At 41.5% G+C, this 20,177-nt stretch carries 22 protein-coding genes; 18 read left to right on the plus strand and 4 right to left on the minus strand.

Annotation, left to right across the window (positions count from 1 at the left end):
* Positions 1-44: 44 nt before the first annotated feature.
* From JOD03_RS09535 to JOD03_RS09550, 4 genes are all read left to right on the plus strand, one after another.
* Positions 45-350 carry a winged helix-turn-helix transcriptional regulator gene (locus JOD03_RS09535; RefSeq protein WP_204590610.1) on the plus strand — a complete coding sequence of 102 codons (306 nt, stop codon included), beginning with the start codon at positions 45-47 and terminating at the stop codon, positions 348-350.
* 78 nt (positions 351-428) lie between these two features.
* Positions 429-1,340, plus strand: a complete 912-nt coding sequence (gene murB, locus JOD03_RS09540; protein ID WP_204590611.1) for a UDP-N-acetylmuramate dehydrogenase — start codon at positions 429-431, stop codon at positions 1,338-1,340.
* Between the two features lie 138 nt (positions 1,341-1,478).
* Positions 1,479-3,848: a penicillin acylase family protein gene (locus JOD03_RS09545; protein ID WP_204590612.1), complete on the plus strand. Its 2,370-nt coding sequence runs from the start codon at positions 1,479-1,481 to the stop codon at positions 3,846-3,848.
* A gap of 53 nt (positions 3,849-3,901) precedes the next feature.
* Positions 3,902-5,005: a GNAT family N-acetyltransferase gene (locus tag JOD03_RS09550; RefSeq protein WP_204590613.1), complete on the plus strand. Its 1,104-nt coding sequence runs from the start codon at positions 3,902-3,904 to the stop codon at positions 5,003-5,005.
* A 31-nt stretch (positions 5,006-5,036) separates the two neighbouring features.
* Here the strand turns inward: JOD03_RS09550 and JOD03_RS09555 are convergent, their stop codons facing one another.
* Positions 5,037-5,192: a lmo0937 family membrane protein gene (locus JOD03_RS09555; protein ID WP_204590614.1), complete on the minus strand. Its 156-nt coding sequence runs from the start codon at positions 5,190-5,192 to the stop codon at positions 5,037-5,039.
* A gap of 163 nt (positions 5,193-5,355) precedes the next feature.
* Between JOD03_RS09555 and mntR the strand changes: the two genes are divergently transcribed.
* From mntR to JOD03_RS09585, 6 genes are all read left to right on the plus strand, one after another.
* Positions 5,356-5,781: a transcriptional regulator MntR gene (gene mntR, locus JOD03_RS09560; protein ID WP_204590615.1), complete on the plus strand. Its 426-nt coding sequence runs from the start codon at positions 5,356-5,358 to the stop codon at positions 5,779-5,781.
* A 12-nt stretch (positions 5,782-5,793) separates the two neighbouring features.
* Positions 5,794-6,657, plus strand: a complete 864-nt coding sequence (locus tag JOD03_RS09565) for a CvfB family protein (protein WP_204590616.1) — start codon at positions 5,794-5,796, stop codon at positions 6,655-6,657.
* Positions 6,658-6,708: 51 nt separating this feature from the next.
* Entirely contained in the window at positions 6,709-7,602 is an 894-nt protein-coding gene (locus JOD03_RS09570) for a DUF1002 domain-containing protein (RefSeq protein WP_204590617.1), read from the plus strand.
* 324 nt (positions 7,603-7,926) lie between these two features.
* Entirely contained in the window at positions 7,927-8,901 is a 975-nt protein-coding gene (locus tag JOD03_RS09575; protein WP_204590618.1) for a ring-cleaving dioxygenase, read from the plus strand.
* A 19-nt stretch (positions 8,902-8,920) separates the two neighbouring features.
* Complete coding sequence (locus tag JOD03_RS09580; RefSeq protein ID WP_204590619.1) at positions 8,921-9,202, plus strand: GNAT family N-acetyltransferase; 282 nt, start codon at positions 8,921-8,923, stop codon at positions 9,200-9,202.
* Between the two features lie 321 nt (positions 9,203-9,523).
* The gene (locus tag JOD03_RS09585) at positions 9,524-10,021 is read left to right on the plus strand and encodes a DUF4064 domain-containing protein (RefSeq protein WP_204590620.1); all 498 of its coding nucleotides are present in this window, start codon (positions 9,524-9,526) and stop codon (positions 10,019-10,021) included.
* A gap of 23 nt (positions 10,022-10,044) precedes the next feature.
* On the opposite strand, the gene JOD03_RS09590 is transcribed toward JOD03_RS09585, so the two are convergent.
* Positions 10,045-10,542: a GNAT family N-acetyltransferase gene (locus JOD03_RS09590; protein ID WP_204590621.1), complete on the minus strand. Its 498-nt coding sequence runs from the start codon at positions 10,540-10,542 to the stop codon at positions 10,045-10,047.
* A 98-nt stretch (positions 10,543-10,640) separates the two neighbouring features.
* Between JOD03_RS09590 and JOD03_RS09595 the strand changes: the two genes are divergently transcribed.
* The 6 genes from JOD03_RS09595 (at position 10,641) to JOD03_RS09620 (ending at position 14,452) form a co-directional block, all read left to right on the plus strand.
* On the plus strand, positions 10,641-11,075 hold the full coding sequence (locus JOD03_RS09595) for a GNAT family N-acetyltransferase (protein ID WP_204590622.1): 435 nt from the start codon (positions 10,641-10,643) through the stop codon (positions 11,073-11,075).
* Between the two features lie 84 nt (positions 11,076-11,159).
* Positions 11,160-11,489: a hypothetical protein gene (locus JOD03_RS09600; RefSeq protein ID WP_204590623.1), complete on the plus strand. Its 330-nt coding sequence runs from the start codon at positions 11,160-11,162 to the stop codon at positions 11,487-11,489.
* Positions 11,490-11,552: 63 nt separating this feature from the next.
* A complete protein-coding gene (locus tag JOD03_RS09605; protein ID WP_204590624.1) occupies positions 11,553-12,452 on the plus strand; it encodes a diacylglycerol/lipid kinase family protein in 900 nt (299 codons plus the stop codon).
* Positions 12,453-12,530: 78 nt separating this feature from the next.
* Positions 12,531-13,340: an AraC family transcriptional regulator gene (locus JOD03_RS09610; protein ID WP_204590625.1), complete on the plus strand. Its 810-nt coding sequence runs from the start codon at positions 12,531-12,533 to the stop codon at positions 13,338-13,340.
* An 81-nt stretch (positions 13,341-13,421) separates the two neighbouring features.
* Positions 13,422-14,189, plus strand: a complete 768-nt coding sequence (yidC, locus tag JOD03_RS09615) for a membrane protein insertase YidC (RefSeq protein ID WP_338032462.1) — start codon at positions 13,422-13,424, stop codon at positions 14,187-14,189.
* Positions 14,190-14,197: 8 nt separating this feature from the next.
* On the plus strand, positions 14,198-14,452 hold the full coding sequence (locus tag JOD03_RS09620; protein WP_204590627.1) for a hypothetical protein: 255 nt from the start codon (positions 14,198-14,200) through the stop codon (positions 14,450-14,452).
* A 46-nt stretch (positions 14,453-14,498) separates the two neighbouring features.
* Here JOD03_RS09620 and JOD03_RS09625 read toward each other — a convergent pair whose 3' ends face one another.
* Positions 14,499-15,653: an MFS transporter gene (locus JOD03_RS09625; protein ID WP_204590628.1), complete on the minus strand. Its 1,155-nt coding sequence runs from the start codon at positions 15,651-15,653 to the stop codon at positions 14,499-14,501.
* A gap of 124 nt (positions 15,654-15,777) precedes the next feature.
* Between JOD03_RS09625 and JOD03_RS09630 the strand changes: the two genes are divergently transcribed.
* Positions 15,778-16,602, plus strand: a complete 825-nt coding sequence (locus JOD03_RS09630) for a M15 family metallopeptidase (protein ID WP_204590629.1) — start codon at positions 15,778-15,780, stop codon at positions 16,600-16,602.
* 525 nt (positions 16,603-17,127) lie between these two features.
* On the opposite strand, the gene cls is transcribed toward JOD03_RS09630, so the two are convergent.
* Entirely contained in the window at positions 17,128-18,582 is a 1,455-nt protein-coding gene (gene cls / locus JOD03_RS09635; RefSeq protein WP_204590630.1) for a cardiolipin synthase, read from the minus strand.
* A 140-nt stretch (positions 18,583-18,722) separates the two neighbouring features.
* On the opposite strand from cls, the gene JOD03_RS09640 reads away from it, so the two are divergent.
* Entirely contained in the window at positions 18,723-20,111 is a 1,389-nt protein-coding gene (locus JOD03_RS09640) for a cation:dicarboxylate symporter family transporter (RefSeq protein ID WP_204590657.1), read from the plus strand.
* Positions 20,112-20,177 lie beyond the last annotated feature (66 nt).

The following is a 20,177-nucleotide window of genomic DNA, read 5'->3' on the forward strand; positions in this document are numbered from 1 at the left end:
TTTTAGATTTTTTTACTATACTAAATAAATTAGGAGTGAAAAATATGAAAAAATCGGCGCTTTGTCCACGCCTTTCTAGCGCAATGGATCTGTTAGGAAAACGATGGACTGCATTAATTATTTATCAGTTATTAGAAGGATGTAAACGATTCAATGAAATCGAGTCCTCTATGCCGATCAGCGGAAGACTTTTGTCTGAGCGATTAAAAGAATTAGAATATGAAGGTCTAGTTACACGTAAAATTTACTCAGAAGTTCCAGTACGAGTGGAATATTCCTTGACGGAAAAAGGACAAGCATTGCGTCCGGTAATCGAAGGAATAGAGCAATGGTCACAACAATGGACGTAACGAATGGTTCTTGTGTAAAAGAGGATTCCCTCGCATACTAAGAAGACAAACGTTTAAGAAAGAAAGGATTTGGCTTTTTTGTCTAAACAGAAATGGTTTGAAGAGCTTTCGGCAGTTTTGCCTGCACATACAGTTAAATTAGATGAACCTCTCTCACTGCACACGATAACGCGCATGGGAGGACCAGCAGATGTATTCGTTTCGCCTGAGTCTCAAGCGCAAGCAATTGTCGTCATCAATTACGCGGCTCAGTATAAAATTCCTTTATTGCTTTTAGGAAACGGTTCGAACATGGTCGTGCGTGATGGCGGAGTTCGAGGAATCGTCTTACAGTTGACGAAACTTCAAGAAATCACAATTACGAATACACACGTCTATGCTGAAAGTGGAGCACCTATTATTCATGTCTCTAAACAAGCTGCAGCTGAGGGTCTGACAGGTTTGGAGTTCGCATGTGGGATTCCAGGAACTGTAGGCGGCGCTATGGTAATGAATGCAGGGGCTTATGGTGGTGAGATTCAAGATATCATCAAGCAGTGTACTGTTGTTACGCCAGAAGGGGAACTGTTGATTTTAAAGAAAGAAGATTTAGATCTTGGCTACCGCACGAGCGTCATATCGAAAAAAGGCTATTTCGTATTGTCAGCTGAATTTGAACTGACGCATGGTGAGCAAAAAGAGATTGACAGCAAGATTGAAGACCTGACTTTCCAGCGTACATCCAAGCAACCACTTGAATATCCTTCTGCAGGAAGTGTGTTCAAACGTCCTCCAGGATATTTCGCTGGGAAACTGATCCAAGATAGCGATTTGCAAGGAAAAGGGTACGGGGGAGCGGAAGTTTCTACAAAACATGCCGGATTCATCGTCAATAAAAATAATGCAACAGCAACTGACTATATCCAAACTATTCAGCTTGTACAAAAGACTGTCAAAGAAAAGTTTGGCGTGGATCTTGAGTTGGAAGTGAAGATAGTCGGTGAAGAATAAAATTAGAATGAATTAGTGGGCACTTTCTCTTTTTAGAGAAAGTGTTTTTTTATACCCACACAATGCCCAAACTTTTTTGGGTTATGAAGGATTTTATCAAAGTTTGCCGAATTAGTAGCAATACGAGGGGGAAGGGACATGAAAAAAGGACTAAAAATCACACTGACGATTGCTGGAATTCTTCTGGCTATTGTAGTTATAGCTTTACTTGGCCTCAATTGGTTTATCGCGGACTCTAAGCCGCAAATCGAGGGACAGATGGGCTTAAGTAGTATTGAACAAGAAGTTATCGTGATCCGAGATGAACAAGGCGTGCCTCATATTGAAGCTGAAAGTGATGCGGACTTGTATCGTGCACAAGGGTTTGTGCAGGCTCAAGATCGTCTGTTCCAAATGGATTTAGCGCGTCGCCAAGCGAGCGGCCAATTATCAGAAGTAGTGGGGAGTGCTGCTTTATCCACCGATCAATTCTTTTTGACATTTAGTCTTCGGGACGCAGCAGAAAAATCGTATGAAGGCTACAGTGATGAAGCAAAGCAAGTGCTCGCGTGGTATGCAGAAGGTGTGAATGACTTTATTGCACACGCGAAAGAAGAAGGCAAACTGAGTTATGAGTTTTCACTTCTCGGCTATGAGCCAAAAGAATGGACTCCTGTAGATTCCCTGACGATTGGAAAATACATGGCGTATGATCTTGGTGGCAACTGGTCGACACTGGCTATTCGCCACTGGGCACTACAAAACTTAGAAGAGGATAAAGCGCGGGAGCTCTTCATTACGTATCCTGAAGGTGACCCAGCAATATTAGAAGCAAATAAAGAGACGTCTGTCCAAGTAGGGGCGAACTTTCCGCTTGAAGTGATGCCTCACCCATTTAACGGGAGTAACAACTGGGTCGTTTCTGGAGACAAGACAGTAACGGGTGAACCACTTTTAGCCGATGACCCACATCTCGGCTTGAGTACACCGTCTATCTGGTATCAGATGCACCTCCAGTCGCCTGAACAAAATGTCAGTGGCGTCATCTTTGCAGGGATTCCAGGAATCATTCTAGGACATAACGAAGACGTCGCTTGGGGAGTAACGAATGTAGGTCCAGACGTTCAAGACTTGTATATCGAGATTCCGAACCCAGAGAACCCGTATCAATTCTCGTACGACGGCGAGTGGGAAGATGCGGAAGTTCGGTCGTATGAAATCGCAGTGAAGGATGAAGAGTCCGTGCCTTATGAAGTCGTAGTGACCCGGCATGGGCCTGTGATTTCTGACATCTTGTATGACGAAACGAATCCAGAAGCTGTGTTTTCCATGCAGTGGACCGCACTTGAACCCACGCAGGAGCTACAAGCCATCTTGGAAATGAACAAATCTTCTAACTGGGAACAATTCGAATCGGCGCTTGAACAATTCCATGCGCCAGCACAGAACTTTGTTTTCGCTGCAAAAGACGGAACCATCGCCTATAAAGCAAATGGACGACTACCTCTTCGCAAACAAGGGGACGGGCAACTTCCGGTTCCAGGAGACTCTTCTGATTACGGGTGGGATGGGTATGTTCCATATGACGAACTACCGACTTCAGTGAACCCTGACGAGGGCTTTATCGCAACAGCCAACAATCAAGTGGTAGACGATAGCTATCCCTATCACATCACGGACTTCTGGGCGCAATCCTACCGTTACGAGCGGATCGCAGAGGTGTTGGAGGCAAGTGATGAGTTGACTGTTCAGGATATGATGGACCTGCAGATGGATCAAGAGAACTTGCAAGCGCGTAGATTTTTAGAGCAACTGTTGACTGGACTTTCTACAACAGAAGCAGGTAGCACATATACAGAGCTTTTAAGTAAGATGGAAAGTTGGAACCTTGTCGATGACAAAGAATCTCCATTTCCACTCGTCTTTAATAAATGGATGAAAAAACTTCCCAACGTGTTATTTGAAGAACAAGTTCCAGAAGATATTTACGATATGATGCCAGGAAAAGCGAATATCACCGATCAACTGCTAAAGCTTTATGCGGATGGAGAGACAAGTGTATGGGTCGAGGAATTTGGCGGTTTTGAAGCATGGGTAGAGGCGAGTTTCGTAGAAATGATGGCGGAGATGGAAGAAAAGCATGGGGAGGACTGGTCTGAGTGGCAGTGGGGAGAAGAACATTTGCTGACTTTTGATCATCCTCTTGCAGGCGCATCGCCACTACTTGCACGCTTCTTGAACCCGACACCTGTTCCGATTGGTGGATCTGGAATTACAGTACAAGCAGCAGCATTCAATGAACAAGGTGAAGTCACACATGGGGCGTCATGGCGATTTGTAGCAGACCTCAGTGACTTATCGAGTGCCTATCATATAGTGGGCCCTGGACAGAGTGGGCACGTGAAATCAAAGTGGTTCCACAATCAAGTGGATGATTGGGCAAATGGTACTTTCCATGAAACCCGGCTAGATGGGGAATATGGAGAGTCGTATGAACTGCGTTTAGTACCTGAAAAGATTGCAAATTAGACCGAGAAAGTATATCTTTGCTTTAGACAAGAAACGGTATACGGGAGGTCTTTATGAGACTAACAGAATGGACAATGGAAGAACAAGAGCAGCTCATACACTTTTTAACAACGAATTCATGGCCATTTCACGGAAATGCAACGCCTGAACGCGAACTGATAGAGAAGACGATCGGGGAAGGCGGCTACGAATCGGATGACGTCAAGACCTTCTGGGTAGAGAATGAAGACGCCGAAAAAGTAGGGATTGTAAAGATCCATGACTTGCAAGATGAGATCCCGCTATTTGACTTGCGAATTGCAGAAACAGCTCGTGGAAAAGGGTACGGGTCAAAGGCACTAAAGCTTGTGACGGAGTATGTATTTTCGCTTCCAGAGAAAAAGATTCGCCTTGAAGGGCATACACGTCTAGACAATGTAGCGATGCGTAAAACATTTGAACGGGCTGGATTTGTGAAGGAAGCACAACTTCGACAAGCTTGGTTTTCTCCAAAAGAAGAGCGGTACTATGATGCCGTCACCTATGGTATGACGCGTGAGGACTTCTTAAAAGGAACGTCAACACCCGTTGCATGGGATGAAATGATGACCGGTGCTACTCAAACGGAGCGACCTCTTGTACCGGATCAATTGGAAACAGAACGTCTACTCGTACGTGCGCCACAGCTATCAGACGGTCCTCTTGTGTGGGAAGCCATTTCAGAAAGTATGGCTACTTTGAAGCCATGGATGATTTGGGCACAACAAACACCAAAGATGGAAGAGACGGAGGCCAGTTTACGTAAGGCGATCGCAGCTTACGTGACACAAGAAGATTTCCGGATGCATTTGTTTGAGAAAGAAACAGGGAATTTTATTGGGTCCACAGGTTTTCACCGAATTGACTGGTCACTAGGACGTTTTGAAATCGGCTATTGGTTGCGTTCAAGCTATGAAGGAAAAGGCTACATCACGGAGGCCGTCCAGATGTTGACGGACTTTGCATTCCGAGAAATGAAAGCTGTGCGCGTAGAAATTCGATGTGATGAAGATAATCAAGGGAGTCGCCGTGTTGCTGAGCGATGTGGGTATAAACTTGAGGGGATTTTACGCAAAAGTGCGCGAAAAGCAGATTCAAAAGAGTTTACAAACACGTGTATATACGCAAAAATTCAATAAGAAAAGCCGCAGCGCGATGCTGCGGCTTTTTCTATACGGCTCGTTTACCTGTGATTAACTGGATAACGAAAATGATACCCGCGATAATCAGAAGAGTGTGGATCAATCCACCACCGATTTCGAATAAGAATCCTAATAACCAAAGAACAATAAGTACGACAACTACTAACCATAAAATGCGGCCCATGTATGCCACCCCCCTTTCTAACAATAAGTAAATTGCTTGACTACTAGAAGAATACCCTAGCTACATTTTACTTAAACATGCGACATGAAAATAAATTAGCGGTTTGTCCGCACTCGTGGAGTGTAGTAAACTTAAACCACTGAGTAGGAAAGGAAGAACGCAAGTGCCAACACCAAGTATGGAAGACCACATTGAACAAATCTATCAATTGATCGAACAAAAAGGGTACGCACGAGTATCTGATATAGCCGAGGCTTTGGAAGTCCTTCCTTCATCCGTTACGAAAATGGTGCAAAAGCTCGATAAGGATGGCTATTTACACTATGAGAAATATCGTGGTTTAACTTTGACGCCAAAAGGAAATAAACTTGGAAAAAAACTCGTGAAACGACATGACCTTCTTGAGAATTTCTTACGATTGGCTGGTGTTTCAGAAGAGTTGATTTATCAAGATGTAGAAGGAATCGAACACCACTTGAGCTGGGAGTCGATTGACCGCATTGCGGAGCTAGTATTGTTTTTCGAAGAACATCCCGAGCTCCAAGACAAGTTAGAACAGTTTCGCTCAGATACAAAAGTAGAGGAATAAAGGAGGGCTCGTATGGCTGAACTAGAAATTGCTGCAGTCGTGAAAGTGAAGTTGCTTGAAAAAGAAGGGTCAAAATGGATTGCTGTAACACAAGATAAGGACATTGTAGTCATTAATGAATCAGAAGCTATTGAAGCATGGGAAGAAGGCCAAGAGGTATCTGTTTTTACCTATGCTGATCGCAAAGGGAACATTTTAGGGAGTGGACATATCCCGACAATTCGAAAAGGTACGTACGGGTGGGCGAAAGTCATGAAAGTGACAGATCGCGACGGAGCAACTGTTGATATTGGCGGCACGCAGGCGGCCATTGTCAAAGGAGAAGATCTTCCAAAACTACGTGAGCTATGGCCACAACCGGGTGATTGCATTTTCATGACACTTCGAACAGATCGCGATGGAAATCTACTTGGCCGATTAGCAACAGAAGAAAAAATTGAAGAGTTGTATGTCGAAGCGCCTTCTACTGTATATAACAGTGATATCCAAGCGCGTGCTTATCGACTTTTACCAATAGGAACTTTCCTATTGTCTGCAAAAGGCATGTATCGAATTTTTGTCCATCAATCGGAGCGTCAAGCTGAGCCTCGCCTAGGTGAAGAAGTAAAAGTTCGTATTATCGAAGTCAAAGAAGATGGTACGCTGAACGGATCACTTCTTCCTAGAAAACAAGAACGACTTTCTGATGATGCAGAGACTGTATGGCGCTATCTACAATCCGTTGGTGGAAAGATGCCGTTTGGTGATAAATCAACACCGGATGAGATCCAAGAAATGTTTTCAATGAGTAAGGCATCATTTAAGCGTGCATTAGGTAAACTAATGAAGGATGGGAAAATTGAGCAGCAAGATGGTTGGACACTTTCGAAATTGTAAGGCAACCTTTTGACTGCCAGAACGTTTCAATTAGCAGAAAGGGGTCAAACAATGAAAAAAATACTTCTATCTTTACTCGCACTTCTACTTTTATTCCCTGCAATTACTCTGGCAGACGGAGAGAATCAAGAAGTTATAGATGAAAAATTGGGTGTGCCCATTGTTGTATACGGAGCCAACCTGACTGCTGAACAAAAAGCTAGTGTACAAAAAGCATTAAATGTATCGGAATCCTCTACTGTAGAGGAAATTACAGTAACTGGTGAAGATTTAGCCACATATATCAAAGACGGAAACTCGTCTGCGCGGATGTTCTCTTCTGCGAAAATCACACGTACAGATGCGGGCAAAGGCTTAGTTATTTCAATTGTCACACCAGACAATATCACACAAGTAACCAATGAAATGTATGCCAATGCCATGCTCACAGCTGGAATTGAAAATGCTACGGTTGAAGTCGCTGCGCCAAGTCCAGTAACGGGTCATTCTGCTCTTGTAGGGATTTATAAAGCTTACGAAGCAACAGGGGAACAACTGGATTCAGAACGAACAGATGTTGCAAATGAGGAGTTGTCTGTCGCTACAATCCTTTCTGAAGAATCTGGGATCGATCAAGACAAAGTGAGTGAGCTTTTAACTGAAATCAAGCAACAGATTGCAGAGCAAAATCCTGCATCACGTGAAGAAGTCGAACAAATTGTTACAGAACAATTGTCAACCCTTCAAATTGAGTTATCAGAACAAGACCGCCAACTTTTGATTGATCTAATGGACCGGATTCGCCAATTGGATATTGATTTTAGTCAGTGGTCAACGCAATTAGAAGATTTAAGCCAATCGATTCAAGATCAAATCGGCTCGATTGTAGAAAACGAAGGATTTTGGAACGGCGTAAAGAAATTCTTTAACGACTTAGTTTCTTCAATCCGATCTATATTTAATTAAAACTATGATCAAGACAGAGTTGATTTTTTCATAATTATTGGTAAAGTCTCAAATTTGAAAAGTGAGTAGGGGTGACTCCAGCGGGATTAAAAGCGGAAGCTGAGACCTTGCTTTAGATGTGGAGACCGCCGCTCAAGAAATTCCGGAGTGTATTTCTGGCGTTCGCAACTCGATTTTGGCTCAGCCCGCGCCCGCGGAACGCTTCCCCTACGCACCCAATACTGTACAAAAGGAGTCTCTTAAAATAATGAGAACTCCTTTTCTTTTTTTGAAAAAAAGAGTATACTAAAAATATCTCGAATTCAAGATAAGGGGGTGGGAGACATGCAAGTAGGTGGCATTCATCACGTTTCAGCATTAACAAAAGACGCCGTGAAAAATCATTACTTCTTCACGCATATATTAGGTATGCGCTTAGTTAAAAAAAGTGTCAATCAAGACTCTCCAAGTTCCTATCATCTGTTTTATGCAGATGCGAAGGGTACACCAGGAACAGATATGACGTATTTTGATATACCTATGGCGGGCAAGACATATCCTGGAGTATCAAGTATTTCTAATACGGGATTCCGGATAAAATCCGTGGAGGCACTAGATTTTTGGGAACACCGTCTGCAAAGCTTTGCTATTCCAAAACTAGAACGAACAACTGCTTTTGATCGTGAGGTCCTTTATTTTGAAGACTTTGAAGGATCTAGATTGCATCTAGTAGTTGATGATGGGAAGGGAATTCCTTACGGAGAAGCGTGGGAGAAAGAGGATATACCAATCGAATATGCGATAGTCGGTCTCGGGCCATCTTACTTAACAGTTAGACATGCAGAAAGAACAGTAGAAACGCTGACTAACATTTTAGGTTTCACTATCATTGGGAGTTACCCATCACGAGTAGAAGGACAACCTGATACAGTAGTCGCTTCAGTGGCTGAAGGGGGACCTGCTGGAGAGGTACATGTTCAAACTCGTACAGATCTTCCTGTAGAACGTCCAGGCCGTGGTAGTGTTCACCATGTTGCGTTTCGAATTCCGTCCATGGAGGAGTATCCAAAATGGCAAGAACGTCTAACCCAAGCAGGGTATCAAACTTCAGGCTTAGTAGATCGGTATTATTTCAAATCCATCTATTTTAGAGAACCTTCAGGAATTCTGTATGAACTGGCAACCGACGAACCTGGCTTTGATTCAGATGAAAGTCTGGAGACACTTGGTGAGAAGTTAGCACTTCCTCCTTTTTTAGAACCTCGAAGAAATGAAATTGAATCAAAGTTGCGCCCTCTTTCGTTTGATATGATAGACTGATAAAAAGGAGTGATTGTTCATGGATTTTCAATTTACGGAGCTAGGAAATGATGTGTTTGCGTATCAAGTTCGTGAAGGCAATGAGAAGGTCGGAGAGATTACGTGGACATTACTTGGAGATATAATGGTGATGGATCATACATTTGTATCCCCTAAATTGCGTGGTGGCGGGGTAGCTAAGCAATTACTAGACCAAGCAGCTGACTATGCTAGAAAAAACGACTACAAAATGGATGCAGTTTGCTCGTATGTTGTAACAGCATTCGACCGTTATAAAGAATATGATGATGTGAAGGCATAATAAAAGGCAATCCCTGTTCAATGAACGGTGGATTGCCTTTTATATGTAAGTAGAGTTCATTCCAATCATACGAAGAACACCACAAGAGCAGTTAATGCAGAAGCACCTGCTAACGTGTATAAAAAATCACCTTGTGAGAATACTAATTTCTTTTCCATAGTCTGTCATCCTCTCTAATTGTTTGTTAGTATATATATACCCGAGGTTTTTATACTAAATCTAGTTTTTTTGAACTATTTTTAGGGGATACACCAAGTAAGCGAAACATTTGTGATTGTGATTCGTATCACTAATGAATACAAATTAAAGGAGGACGTCAGAATGAAGTTTTCAAGGACAGGCGAGATTGTATTAGGAGTAATTAGTGCTGTCTTCACCGCATTATCCATTATTTTAATGACCTTATTTGTTTCAGGTGGAAGTGCAGCGTTAAACGATCCTGCATTTCTAGAAGAGTTTGAAACAGGAATGCAACAAGGGATCGAAGAAGATCCAACATTGCAGCAACAAGATGTGGATGCAATCATGGATATTGTACAAGGTAGCATGGGCGTTTTTGAAGTGTTTGGTTGGGGATTAGTTATTTCCCTCGTTATTAGCTTAGTTTTCAATATCTTAGCGATCTTAAACATCCGTAATAACAAAAATCCAAAGCTTGCAGGTATCTTCTTTATTGTAGCTGGAGTATTTGCTTATTTACTCTCTTTAACATCTATACTTCTGTATATTGCAGCAATTATGTCGTTTGTGCGCAAAGCACCATATGTTTCAGAAACTGAGAGCGACTTAGATTACTACGAGCCGAATCGCCCTCTATAACCAAAGAAAACTCCCACTCTCAATTAAATGAGGGTGGGAGTTTTTAATGGTAGGACGTATTGTGCGGTAGTTGTTGGATAACCTTCAAAATACTCATCAAATTCTTCTAATAAATGAAAGCCTAGCTTTTCATAAAATGAACGTGCTGTAAGATTTACACTTTCTACATAGACGTAAAGATTGTGACCTTTTGTTTGAAGAGTCTCAACACCTTTTTCAACTAAAGACGTACCTAATCCTTGCTTAGTATGCTTCGGTGAAATGTATAAAGCAGTCAACTCACTGTCTCCGTCCTCATCTACTTGTGTAAAACTAGCAAAACCAACGATTTGCTCATTTTGCTCGACTACGAACATGTTTGTTTTTTCGATTTGTTTACAGAGCATAGCAGATGAATAGTTTCTTTCAAACCAATCTACTAATACTTCGTCAGGAAAAAGAGAACTGTAGGTTTCTCCCCAACTGGCCAGGGCGATTTGCCGTACAGAACGAATATCCTTTTCAGTCATCACACGGATCATGGCCATCACCTCTAAACTATTTCAACTAGCATACCAAAATTCTAGTTGCCTGGCTACTGCGTATGTCATAATTAAACAAAAAGGAGGAGGTCTAACTTATGTGGACATGTAAAAAGTTTCACGAGTTAACTCTTGATGAACTATATCAGTCGTTAAAATTACGGTCGGATGTTTTTGTTGTGGAACAGAATTGCGTTTATCCAGACATTGATAATTTTGATCAGGAGTCCCTACATATCTTCTATAGAGAGAACGAGGAAATTCTTGCATACTGTCGAGTTGTCCCAAGTGGGAAATATGAGGAGTTATCAATTGGACGTGTTATCGTTCGAATGGACAAGCGAGGCACGGGACTCGCGCAACAATTGATGACCAAAGCGCTTGAATCAGTAGATAACGAATTTGGTAATCAGCCGATTCGTCTTTGTGCACAAGCACATTTGCAAAACTATTACGGGGCATTTGGTTTTAAAACTATCTCCGAAGAGTTTTTAGAAGATGGCATTCCACATGTGTACATGATTAAAAAATAATCTTGAAAATTGGTTAATTTTTCTCGTCAGCGGGTATTACTAGATAATAGGAACTAAAATTCATATTAACTGGAGGTTTTACGAATGGGGAAAAAATCAAACGGTTCATCATTAGTAGTAGCAGGGATTGCAGCAGCAGCATACGCATATTTTAAAAAACCGGAGAATCGGGACAAAGCAATGGTCCAATTCAATAACTTAAAAACTAAATTCAATGCTTATATGGATCAAAACTCTACAAGTAAATCAACTTACGGCACAGCAGGTCACCCTGACCCACAAGACGTAGACGATAACAAAATGGTTGATGAAGGCGCGATGACGAGTGTGCAGTACTACAACGAGGAAGTACAAGACAAGTCATCTAAAAAAGAGAAGACAGACGTATCGAATAAAGAAGTAGACTATCAGTAAGATAAAAGAGCTCTCGTAGCTCTTTTTTTATAGACAAATTTAAAAAATAGGGAGAGTATCTACATGAAACAAGCTGTACTAATCTATAATCCTTCATCCGGTAAAGAGCTTGCTAGTGACTATAAAGACCGAGTTGTAGAAGTTGTATCGTCCATGGGTTATGAAGTTCAAGTGAATGAGACGACAGGGCCAAAAGATGCGACTCGCTTTGCTGAACAAGCATGTAAAGACACTATAGATTTTGTCATTGGAATGGGTGGAGACGGGACAATTAATGAAATTGTGAATGGTCTTGCTGAACAGAATCATCGCCCTCTTTTTTCGTTTGTTCCACTTGGAACTGTAAATGATTTTGCACGTGCGCTAGGAATCCCGCTAAATGCTGAAGAGGCAATTGAGGCATTAAAAGTAGGGAAAGAACAGCATGCAGACATTGGAAAAATAGGGGATTCTTATTTCATGAATATCGTCGCAATAGGAGAAATTGCTTCGAAAGTAGCGGATACATCTGTAGAATCAAAAACACGTCTTGGCCCATTAGCGTATTTACTAGAAGGAACTAAGGCGATTCTTCAAGATAATGAAGTGCAGATGAAGATTACCCATGACGAGGGCGAGTGGAGTGGCGGCTTAACACTAGTATTAACTGCGCTGACGAATTCAGTCGGCGGGTTTGAAAAACTTGCACCTGATGCAGAAGTCGATGATGGGTTTCTCCACTTATTTATCGTGCATGAGTCTGGAATTCCAGGGTTTTTACGTGTTGGATCCAAACTGTTACAAGGGAGAATAGCAGAGGATGATGGTGTAGAGTATATTAAGACCAAAAAAGTGCACATTGAAACCTCCGAAGAGCTATTTTGCAATGTGGATGGGGATGAAGGAACATGTACACCTGTTGAAATTCAAGTACTTCCAAAGCACCTTCGTGTCCTAGTACCGGAAAAATTGGAAAATAATTAGTAAGAAGTATTGGTAATGTGAGCATTATGGTTTAAAATAAGTAGATACTATGTGGTTAAGAAAAAGAGGTTAAATCATATGCTCACTAAAATTCATAAAAATCCGCTTTCTTCAGACAAATTATTTTTAGAAGCTTTTTCAAATGCTTTTGTAGAAAACAGTGTGGATTCAAGTCATGATGCTCTAGCCGAACGATACTTTTTATTAGAAAAAGAGATGTTTCACGACATGCAAACTCTGGATTTGGATCAAGCTCGTGAGCGCCTCCGTTTAATCATCGACGCGCTAAGTCAGCTCACAGGAAAAGACATGATTCGTGCTGCCCGTCTATTTTATATTCACCTTGCAGCAACAATGGCGCGCAAATTGATTGATAGTCAAGTGCCCCCAGTAAAGGCATTTGCATTTAGTCGTTCATGCATGGATGTGATTGATAGCCGAATGAGCGATGTATTATTTTTACAATGTGGAGAAGAATTGATTGAATTTTATGTTCATGTTTTATCTGAACGAACGAAACCGCAATTTAATCACCAGACCGTGAATAAAGTAATTCTGTACATAAATGATGAAATCGAAAGCGATTTATCGGTAGAAGCCATTGCTCAAAAATTCTCCATTAGTACGAGTCACTTGTCTCGGATCTTTAGAGAACATACAAGCATTACTTTAGTAGAGTATTTAAACATTCGAAAAGTAGAAGAATCTCAATACTTTTTACGTCATACGTCTAAATCGATATCAGATATCTCGGACCAATTCCATTTCTGCAATCAATCGTATTTCACTCGAATCTTTAAAAAGTATACGACAGTAACGCCAAAACAATTTAGAGACCAACCTGCTACATCCTTCTTCCAATTCACATTTAAAGAAAGTGTCAACTGAGTGAACTTCCCTATTAGCGTTTGATTAATAGGGAAGTTTTAGTATATAGTAGGGATAGTTTGAAAAATGAAGGTGACCAATGTGAAGAAAAAATGGAGCTTGGCTGCACTACTTGTAGCCACTGTAGTATTCCTCGGCGGATGTTCTGGCGTGGAAAATAAAGAAGGTACGTTTTACAGTATTTTTGTGCGACCGTTTGATTGGGCACTTGATTACTTTGGGACGCTATTTAATGGGAGTTACGGCTTAGCTATTATCGCTATTACCATTATCATTCGTTTGGTATTAATGCCTTTAATGCTTCGTAACTACAAAGCGCAACAAGGTATGAAAGTGAAAATGGATAAGTTAAAACCTGAAATGGACGATATTCAAAAGCGTCTAAAAGAAACAAAATCAAAAGAAGATCAAATGGCACTTCAGCAAGAAATGATGGGACTCTATCGCAAGCATAACGTGAACCCTTTAAACATGGGGTGTCTCCCAATTTTGCTTCAAATGCCGATTATCATGGGTCTTTACTTTGCTATTCTGTACTCGGAAGAAGTCAAAACACATGAGTTCATCTGGTTCAGCCTCGGTACACCAGATATTGCAATGACATTGATTGCAGGAGTTGTTTACTTCCTACAAGCAAAAGTCTCTCTGTGGACAGTTCCAGAGCAACAGAAACAACAGATGAAAATTATGATTTGGATTTCTCCAATCATGATTATGTTGATCTCGTTTACGTCTATGGCTGCGCTTCCGCTTTATTGGGCAGTTGGAGGAGTATTATTGATCATCCAGACGTATATCGGACGTAAGTTTTATTCAGAACACCCTGAGAAAGCAGCTGATGCAGCATGAGTGAAAAAATGCCGTCACGAACTCGCAATCTAGCATTTGGAATTCCAGTTGTTTTATCCAGTGCACTTGCTATTTATTTTGTCATTCAAAATTCTTTAAATCTAGCAGTACTCTTTATGACATTGGTATTTGTATTTACCAATACGTATCGAGCCATTACATTTAAAGAGCGTGGAATGGAAAAAGAAGCAAAGTGGATGAGAGGTATGGCCGTCTTTTTTGCAGTGGCATTTGTAGTTGTGCTAGTTATTACTCTAACGTAATTAAAAAAGTACCTTCCTTGATTAGATTCAAGAGAAGGTACTTTTTTTATGTGGTCAATTTTTTGCGTTGTAAAATAAGCATTACAATCGCTGGGAATGAGAATGCCGCCATACCAAGGAATGCATAGCCCGCTTGAATATCATATAAATATCCACCTAAGAATGTAAGAAGTGCAGTGCTTAAACTCATCGCAAATGCAGCGTATAACCCTTGAGCGGTTGGGATAGATGACTTCGTCAACGAGCGCGCAATGAACTGAATAAATGCATAATGTGCGAGACCAAAGGAAATGGCATGCAAGACTTGAGTTAGAACAAATACTCCAGCTGTCGGCACCAACCAAATTAAAATCCATCGGACGGTTGCACCTACTGCGGCAATCATAAATAGTGTATAGACTTTTGATTTGCCAAACACTTTATCAGCCACCATAAATAAGACGATTTCAGCAAGTACGGCTACGTTGATTATTACACCGATCCATGAGTTGCTCACGCCTATATCCTGCAAATAAATAAAACTATAGGAATTGTACGAAGCGTGAGAGCCTTGAATCAACACAACAATGACTAGTGCCGCTAAGAATTCCTTTTGCTTGAGTAACACTTTTGCAAGTTGCCATGTACTTTGTTGTCCTTCTCGAACAGGGACATCCGTTAATGCGGCAGGTGCTCTCCAAGAAGTAGCAATCACCACAAATGCCAACGCTCCAATCATTACCCACAAGATTGCTTGCTCACCAAATTGCGCAGTCGTGAAACCTATAACAAGTACTGCTGCCATAAAGCCGGCAGAGCCGTATGATCTGCTTCGTCCATAATGGATGCGGTCGCGTTGCATCAATAGAGAAGCACAACTCTCCATTGCGGGTAATAAATTTGGATAAACCAAACTAAAAAGAACTGTAATCAGTAGCAACATGGTGAAGGATGACAGCGGAATATAGAGAACGAATGTTACAAGCGATCCGAGCGCCAATATCCGAAGGAAAACATGAATACTATAGCGTTTAGTTAACTCAGGGAAAAGTACAAGAGTGGAAAAGGCACGTGCTATCATACCTGCTCCCATGATTAAACTTGCTGAGTATACGCTCATGTCTTTCACATTTGTTAGGTATCCTGTCCAGTACGGAAGGAAAACACCCCAAGTGAAGAAGAAAATAAAAAACTGTACAGACATCCATTTTTGAGACTTCATGCAAACGACTCCTAAACTATCGATTCAATTCTTTCATTATACGCCACTCTGTTGAGAAAGGAAGAATTATTCCAGGGAACATGATACACTTAAGATACTTTGTAGACAGGAAAGAAGGCTTCAGATGAATACGCGCTCTTATTTATATCAAACGAAAAAAAAGAAAAAGTGGCCTTGGATTATAGGCTTGCTTTTCATTTTACTAGCGGGGGGTGGTGCATTTTTTGCGCACCAACAAGGCTATCTCGCCCTCAATGAACTCTTTGATGAAGTTCCTCAAGAAGAGCCAGAGCCAATTGTGGAACAACAACCTGAAGAAGTTGAACCGGAGCCAATTCCAGAGCCTGAACCAGAGCCTGAACCAGAACCAGAAGTGGACCGGTCGGGAGCAAAAGGGTATGAAGGAAATGAGGTATTACCGCAAGAACCCACGTATATGAGTGGTATTTTAATGGCCAGTAAGCAGTACCCATTGCCTCAAGATTTTGTTCCAACCGACGAGATGCTTCAAGAAGTCCAACAAGCTTTTGCAGAACTTGCTGCTGCGGCTAGCCTAGATGGATATGAACTCGTTGCATTTAGTGGGTATCGTTCATTTGAACGTCAGCAAGAACTTTATGAGCGCTATGTGGCTAACGACGGTCAAGAAGAAGCAGACAGATACAGTGCACGACCTGGATACTCTGAACATCAGACAGGCCTTGCACTTGATATTGGAGAAAAAAACTTTGAGCAGCACTTTGCACGGGTGAGTTTTGGAGACACAGAGGCAGGGAAATGGCTTGCTGAAAACGCTCACCTTTACGGATTTATTTTAAGGTATCCAGAGGGGAAAGAGAAAATCACGGGGTATATGTACGAGCCGTGGCATTTCCGTTATCTAGGTAAAGAGCTCGCATTGGAGATAGTTAATTCTGGATTGACTGTAGAAGAATATATCGAACAATAAAAAAAGGAGTTTCTCAAATTACGAGAAACTCCTTTTTCACCAATTATCACTTCAAACCGGTAAATGACGACCTGGCTTCCGGGATTTCTTGCCACTGAACAATCATCTATTGTAAATCATTTAAATACTTAGTAAGTGTGCACTTGCTCGCTGTCCTCTATTTTGATTTTAGGGAATTGAATCAGGCCTTGCGTTAGCACAGCCTGGAACTAAATGTGTTACTTGCAAAACGATAGTTAGTTGAGAATAAATGATAGAGGCGGAGCCGAATCTGAAACGATGTAAGGAACGACTTCCTGGAAAGAAGCATTTGAACTAGCCAGATTCAGCTGGAGATGATTGCGCAAGAGCAAACTAAGAAGACTCGCGCTGGGGCCGCTCGATTCGAGCGGCCCCAGTCCTTTTCGTTCTGAATTTGATCTTAAAAGCAAACATCGTAAGATGAATCTGGATTTCTAAAGTATGCAGTGCCTTACAGGCAGTCGGCTCCACATCTTAACGAAATCGAGTGGCGTTCTCCACATCTTAAAGGATTGGAGACAGCAACCTTGCGATTGATTCTTTTGCTTTGATCAGACGTGTACGATTCAAATAAATTTCTCTCGTTAATTCTGTAGAGAATGTCATATCCTCTTCAAATAACAGCGCAAGTCGATGGGAAGTTTCGCGATCATAAATAAATGCGTTTACTTCAAAATTTAATTTAAAACTTCGCACATCGATATTTGCTGTCCCGACAGAAGATGCTTCATCATCGATAACAATCATTTTTGTATGCAAGAAGCCATTTTGATAAATGTAGATTTTCGCGCCAGCCTTCAGCAACTCTCCAACGTGTGAATACGTAGCCCAATAAACAAAGATATGATCTGGCTTATTTGGAATCATGATGCGCACATCAATCCCACAAAGTGCAGCTACACGCAGAGCATCCATGAAGCTCGCATCCGGAATAAAATAGGGCGTTTGAATATAAATATACTTTTTGGCGGACGAAATCAATTTTAAATAGCCATTCTTGATTTGTTCCCATTCTTCATCCGGTCCACTTGATACGATCTGTAATCCAACGGAACCTTTCATCGGAATGGTAGGGAAATAGCGTTCGTCATACTCGATATCATGATCAGCTGAAGCCTGATTCCAATCTAATATAAAGCGAGTTTGAAGGGGATGCACAGAACTGCCTTCGACACGTAAATGTGTATCACGCCAGTAACCAAATTTTTTGTTGAGACCTAAGTATTCATCACCTACATTAAATCCACCTATATAGCCAATATGTCCGTCGATGACGACAATTTTTCTGTGATTGCGATAATTGAGGCGCATATTGATCATTGGAAAAATTGCGGGGAAGAAGGCTTCCACCCGACCGCCTAAATCTGTAAGCTCTTTAAAATGTTTTTTGCGTAATGTTCGAGAACCCATTTCATCATAGAGGATGCGAACTTTTACGCCTTGACGTGCTTTGTCTAGTAAGACCTGATAGATTTCATTACCTAAGTTATCGAGTCGTAAAATATAGTACTGCATATGAATATGATCTTTTGCTTTTCGCATATCCTCTAGTAACGAATCGAATTTCGCTCGACCATCATTAAAAATCTGTACAGCGTTATCTTGCGTGAGGACTGCCTGATTGTTATTTAAATGCATCACAATTAAGTCTTTATAATTATGTGCATCGTCCAAACGAAATTCAAACCGGTCTTCTTCGATTGCGCTCTTCTGGTAACTGATGAGTTGTTGGATTCCAACTTTCTTTCGACCTTCCCACCTAAAAAGAGTTTTCTTTCGGATTTGACGACCGAAGAATAGGTAAATAATAAATCCTAATACGGGCACAAAGAAGAGAACAAGAATCCAAGCCCATGTGGAGCTTGCGTCTCGTCGCTCAAGGAAGATAAGTGCTACGGCTAAGAATATATTTAAAATAATGACGATGGATGCCGCCACACTAAAAATAGTATATGTCATGACAGCTCCTCCTTTCTATGGAATTTCTACCTTAAGTATACCGAATGCAAACCAATTTACATAGTTTCTCAGTAATTCATACTTTACAGGTTGGAATTAGAAGCATATAATACGATACATCGTTTGAAAAAAAGGAGGAAATTAACATGTTTGTAGTAATCAACAGTCTCGCTCTCTTAGTCCTCATTGGAGTATTAGTATGGATGAAGCGTAAAAATAAATCATTCTCAACTCGTGTCTTTACAGCACTAGGACTCGGAATACTTTTAGGACTTATTTTAAATCTAGCATATGGTGCGGATTCGGAAATCTTAACAGATACGTCCGCTTGGTATAATGTCATTGGGGTCGGCTATGTACGACTGCTTCAAATGATTGTTATGCCACTCGTGTTCATTTCAATTATTGGTGCTTTTGCAAAGTTGAAGCTGGGCAATCAATTAGGGAAAATTGCAGGAATCATATTAGCTATTTTAATTGGAACAACAGCTGTGGCAGCTGCTGTAGGTATTTCATCTGCTGCGTTGTTTGATTTAAATGCTGAGCAGATTTTTAGCGGAGAAGCAGAAGAGTCACGAGGCGTATATATCGAAGAGACATCTGCAGAAGTAGCGGATCAGACATTCCCAGAGCAATTGATCAGTCTATTACCTGCTAACCCATTCCTTGATCTTACTGGGGCTCGTCCAACTTCTACAATCGCTGTCGTAATCTTTGCAGCATTCATCGGTTTTGCCTATCTGTCCGTTGTTCGCCGCTCACCTGAGACGGCCGCAACACTTAAAAAAGGCATTGATGCCATTTATGAACTAGTAATGGGTATTGTTCGAATTGTTCTCCGTTTAACGCCTTACGGAATATTAGCTATCATGGCGCGCACAGTAGCAACATCAAACTTTGAAGCCATCTATACACTAGGCAAGTTCGTATTGGCATCGTATGTAGCACTCGGCGTGATGTTCTTGATTCACTTATTGATCTTACTTGTTTCTGGTGTAAACCCAATTACGTATGTAAAGAAAGCTTCAGAGGCTTTATTATTTGCGTTTACATCTCGTTCAAGTGCAGGTACTTTACCACTAAATATTCATACGCAAACACATAAACTAGGAGTTCCTGAAGGAATTGCAAACTTCTCAGGCTCGTTCGGATTGTCTATCGGTCAAAATGGATGTGCGGGAATTTACCCAGCGATGCTTGCATTCATGATTGCACCGACTGTAGGAATTAATCCACTCGATATTTGGTTCATCTTAACGGTCATAGGGGTCGTGGCCATTAGTTCTTTTGGTGTCGCAGGAGTAGGGGGAGGCGCAACGTTCGCTGCTATCCTTGTCTTATCTGCGTTAGATTTACCGGTTGCTTTAGCGGGTCTGTTAGTATCGGTAGAACCCTTGATTGATATGGGCCGTACAGCAGTAAATGTCAGTGGAGCAATGACAGCGGGCGTAACAACTGCGAAGGTGACAGGCGAACTGGACGAATCTGTCTACAATACGCCTCAGTCTGAGCAAGCTTTAGATGTGTAGAACGCCACTCTAGAAACTCCGAGGAAATCAGACGTGCCCGTGAAGGCGCTCTTCAGTCTTTGCGGG

Source organism: Chryseomicrobium aureum (assembly GCF_016909155.1).
In the GTDB taxonomy this organism is placed as follows: Bacteria; Bacillota; Bacilli; order Bacillales_A; family Planococcaceae; genus Chryseomicrobium; species Chryseomicrobium aureum.

Coding starts and splice junctions, on each gene's coding strand:
- JOD03_RS09535 (WP_204590610.1), top strand. CDS start 45: ATGAAAAAATCGGCGCTTTGTCCACGCCTTTCTAGCGCAATGGATCTG.
- JOD03_RS09545 (WP_204590612.1), top strand. CDS start 1,479: ATGAAAAAAGGACTAAAAATCACACTGACGATTGCTGGAATTCTTCTG.
- JOD03_RS09550 (WP_204590613.1), top strand. CDS start 3,902: ATGAGACTAACAGAATGGACAATGGAAGAACAAGAGCAGCTCATACAC.
- JOD03_RS09555 (WP_204590614.1), bottom strand. CDS start 5,192: ATGGGCCGCATTTTATGGTTAGTAGTTGTCGTACTTATTGTTCTTTGG.
- JOD03_RS09565 (WP_204590616.1), top strand. CDS start 5,794: ATGGCTGAACTAGAAATTGCTGCAGTCGTGAAAGTGAAGTTGCTTGAA.
- JOD03_RS09570 (WP_204590617.1), top strand. CDS start 6,709: ATGAAAAAAATACTTCTATCTTTACTCGCACTTCTACTTTTATTCCCT.
- JOD03_RS09575 (WP_204590618.1), top strand. CDS start 7,927: ATGCAAGTAGGTGGCATTCATCACGTTTCAGCATTAACAAAAGACGCC.
- JOD03_RS09580 (WP_204590619.1), top strand. CDS start 8,921: ATGGATTTTCAATTTACGGAGCTAGGAAATGATGTGTTTGCGTATCAA.
- JOD03_RS09585 (WP_204590620.1), top strand. CDS start 9,524: ATGAAGTTTTCAAGGACAGGCGAGATTGTATTAGGAGTAATTAGTGCT.
- JOD03_RS09590 (WP_204590621.1), bottom strand. CDS start 10,542: ATGATCCGTGTGATGACTGAAAAGGATATTCGTTCTGTACGGCAAATC.
- JOD03_RS09595 (WP_204590622.1), top strand. CDS start 10,641: ATGTGGACATGTAAAAAGTTTCACGAGTTAACTCTTGATGAACTATAT.
- JOD03_RS09600 (WP_204590623.1), top strand. CDS start 11,160: ATGGGGAAAAAATCAAACGGTTCATCATTAGTAGTAGCAGGGATTGCA.
- JOD03_RS09605 (WP_204590624.1), top strand. CDS start 11,553: ATGAAACAAGCTGTACTAATCTATAATCCTTCATCCGGTAAAGAGCTT.
- JOD03_RS09610 (WP_204590625.1), top strand. CDS start 12,531: ATGCTCACTAAAATTCATAAAAATCCGCTTTCTTCAGACAAATTATTT.
- JOD03_RS09620 (WP_204590627.1), top strand. CDS start 14,198: ATGCCGTCACGAACTCGCAATCTAGCATTTGGAATTCCAGTTGTTTTA.
- JOD03_RS09625 (WP_204590628.1), bottom strand. CDS start 15,653: ATGAAGTCTCAAAAATGGATGTCTGTACAGTTTTTTATTTTCTTCTTC.
- JOD03_RS09630 (WP_204590629.1), top strand. CDS start 15,778: ATGAATACGCGCTCTTATTTATATCAAACGAAAAAAAAGAAAAAGTGG.
- cls (WP_204590630.1), bottom strand. CDS start 18,582: ATGACATATACTATTTTTAGTGTGGCGGCATCCATCGTCATTATTTTA.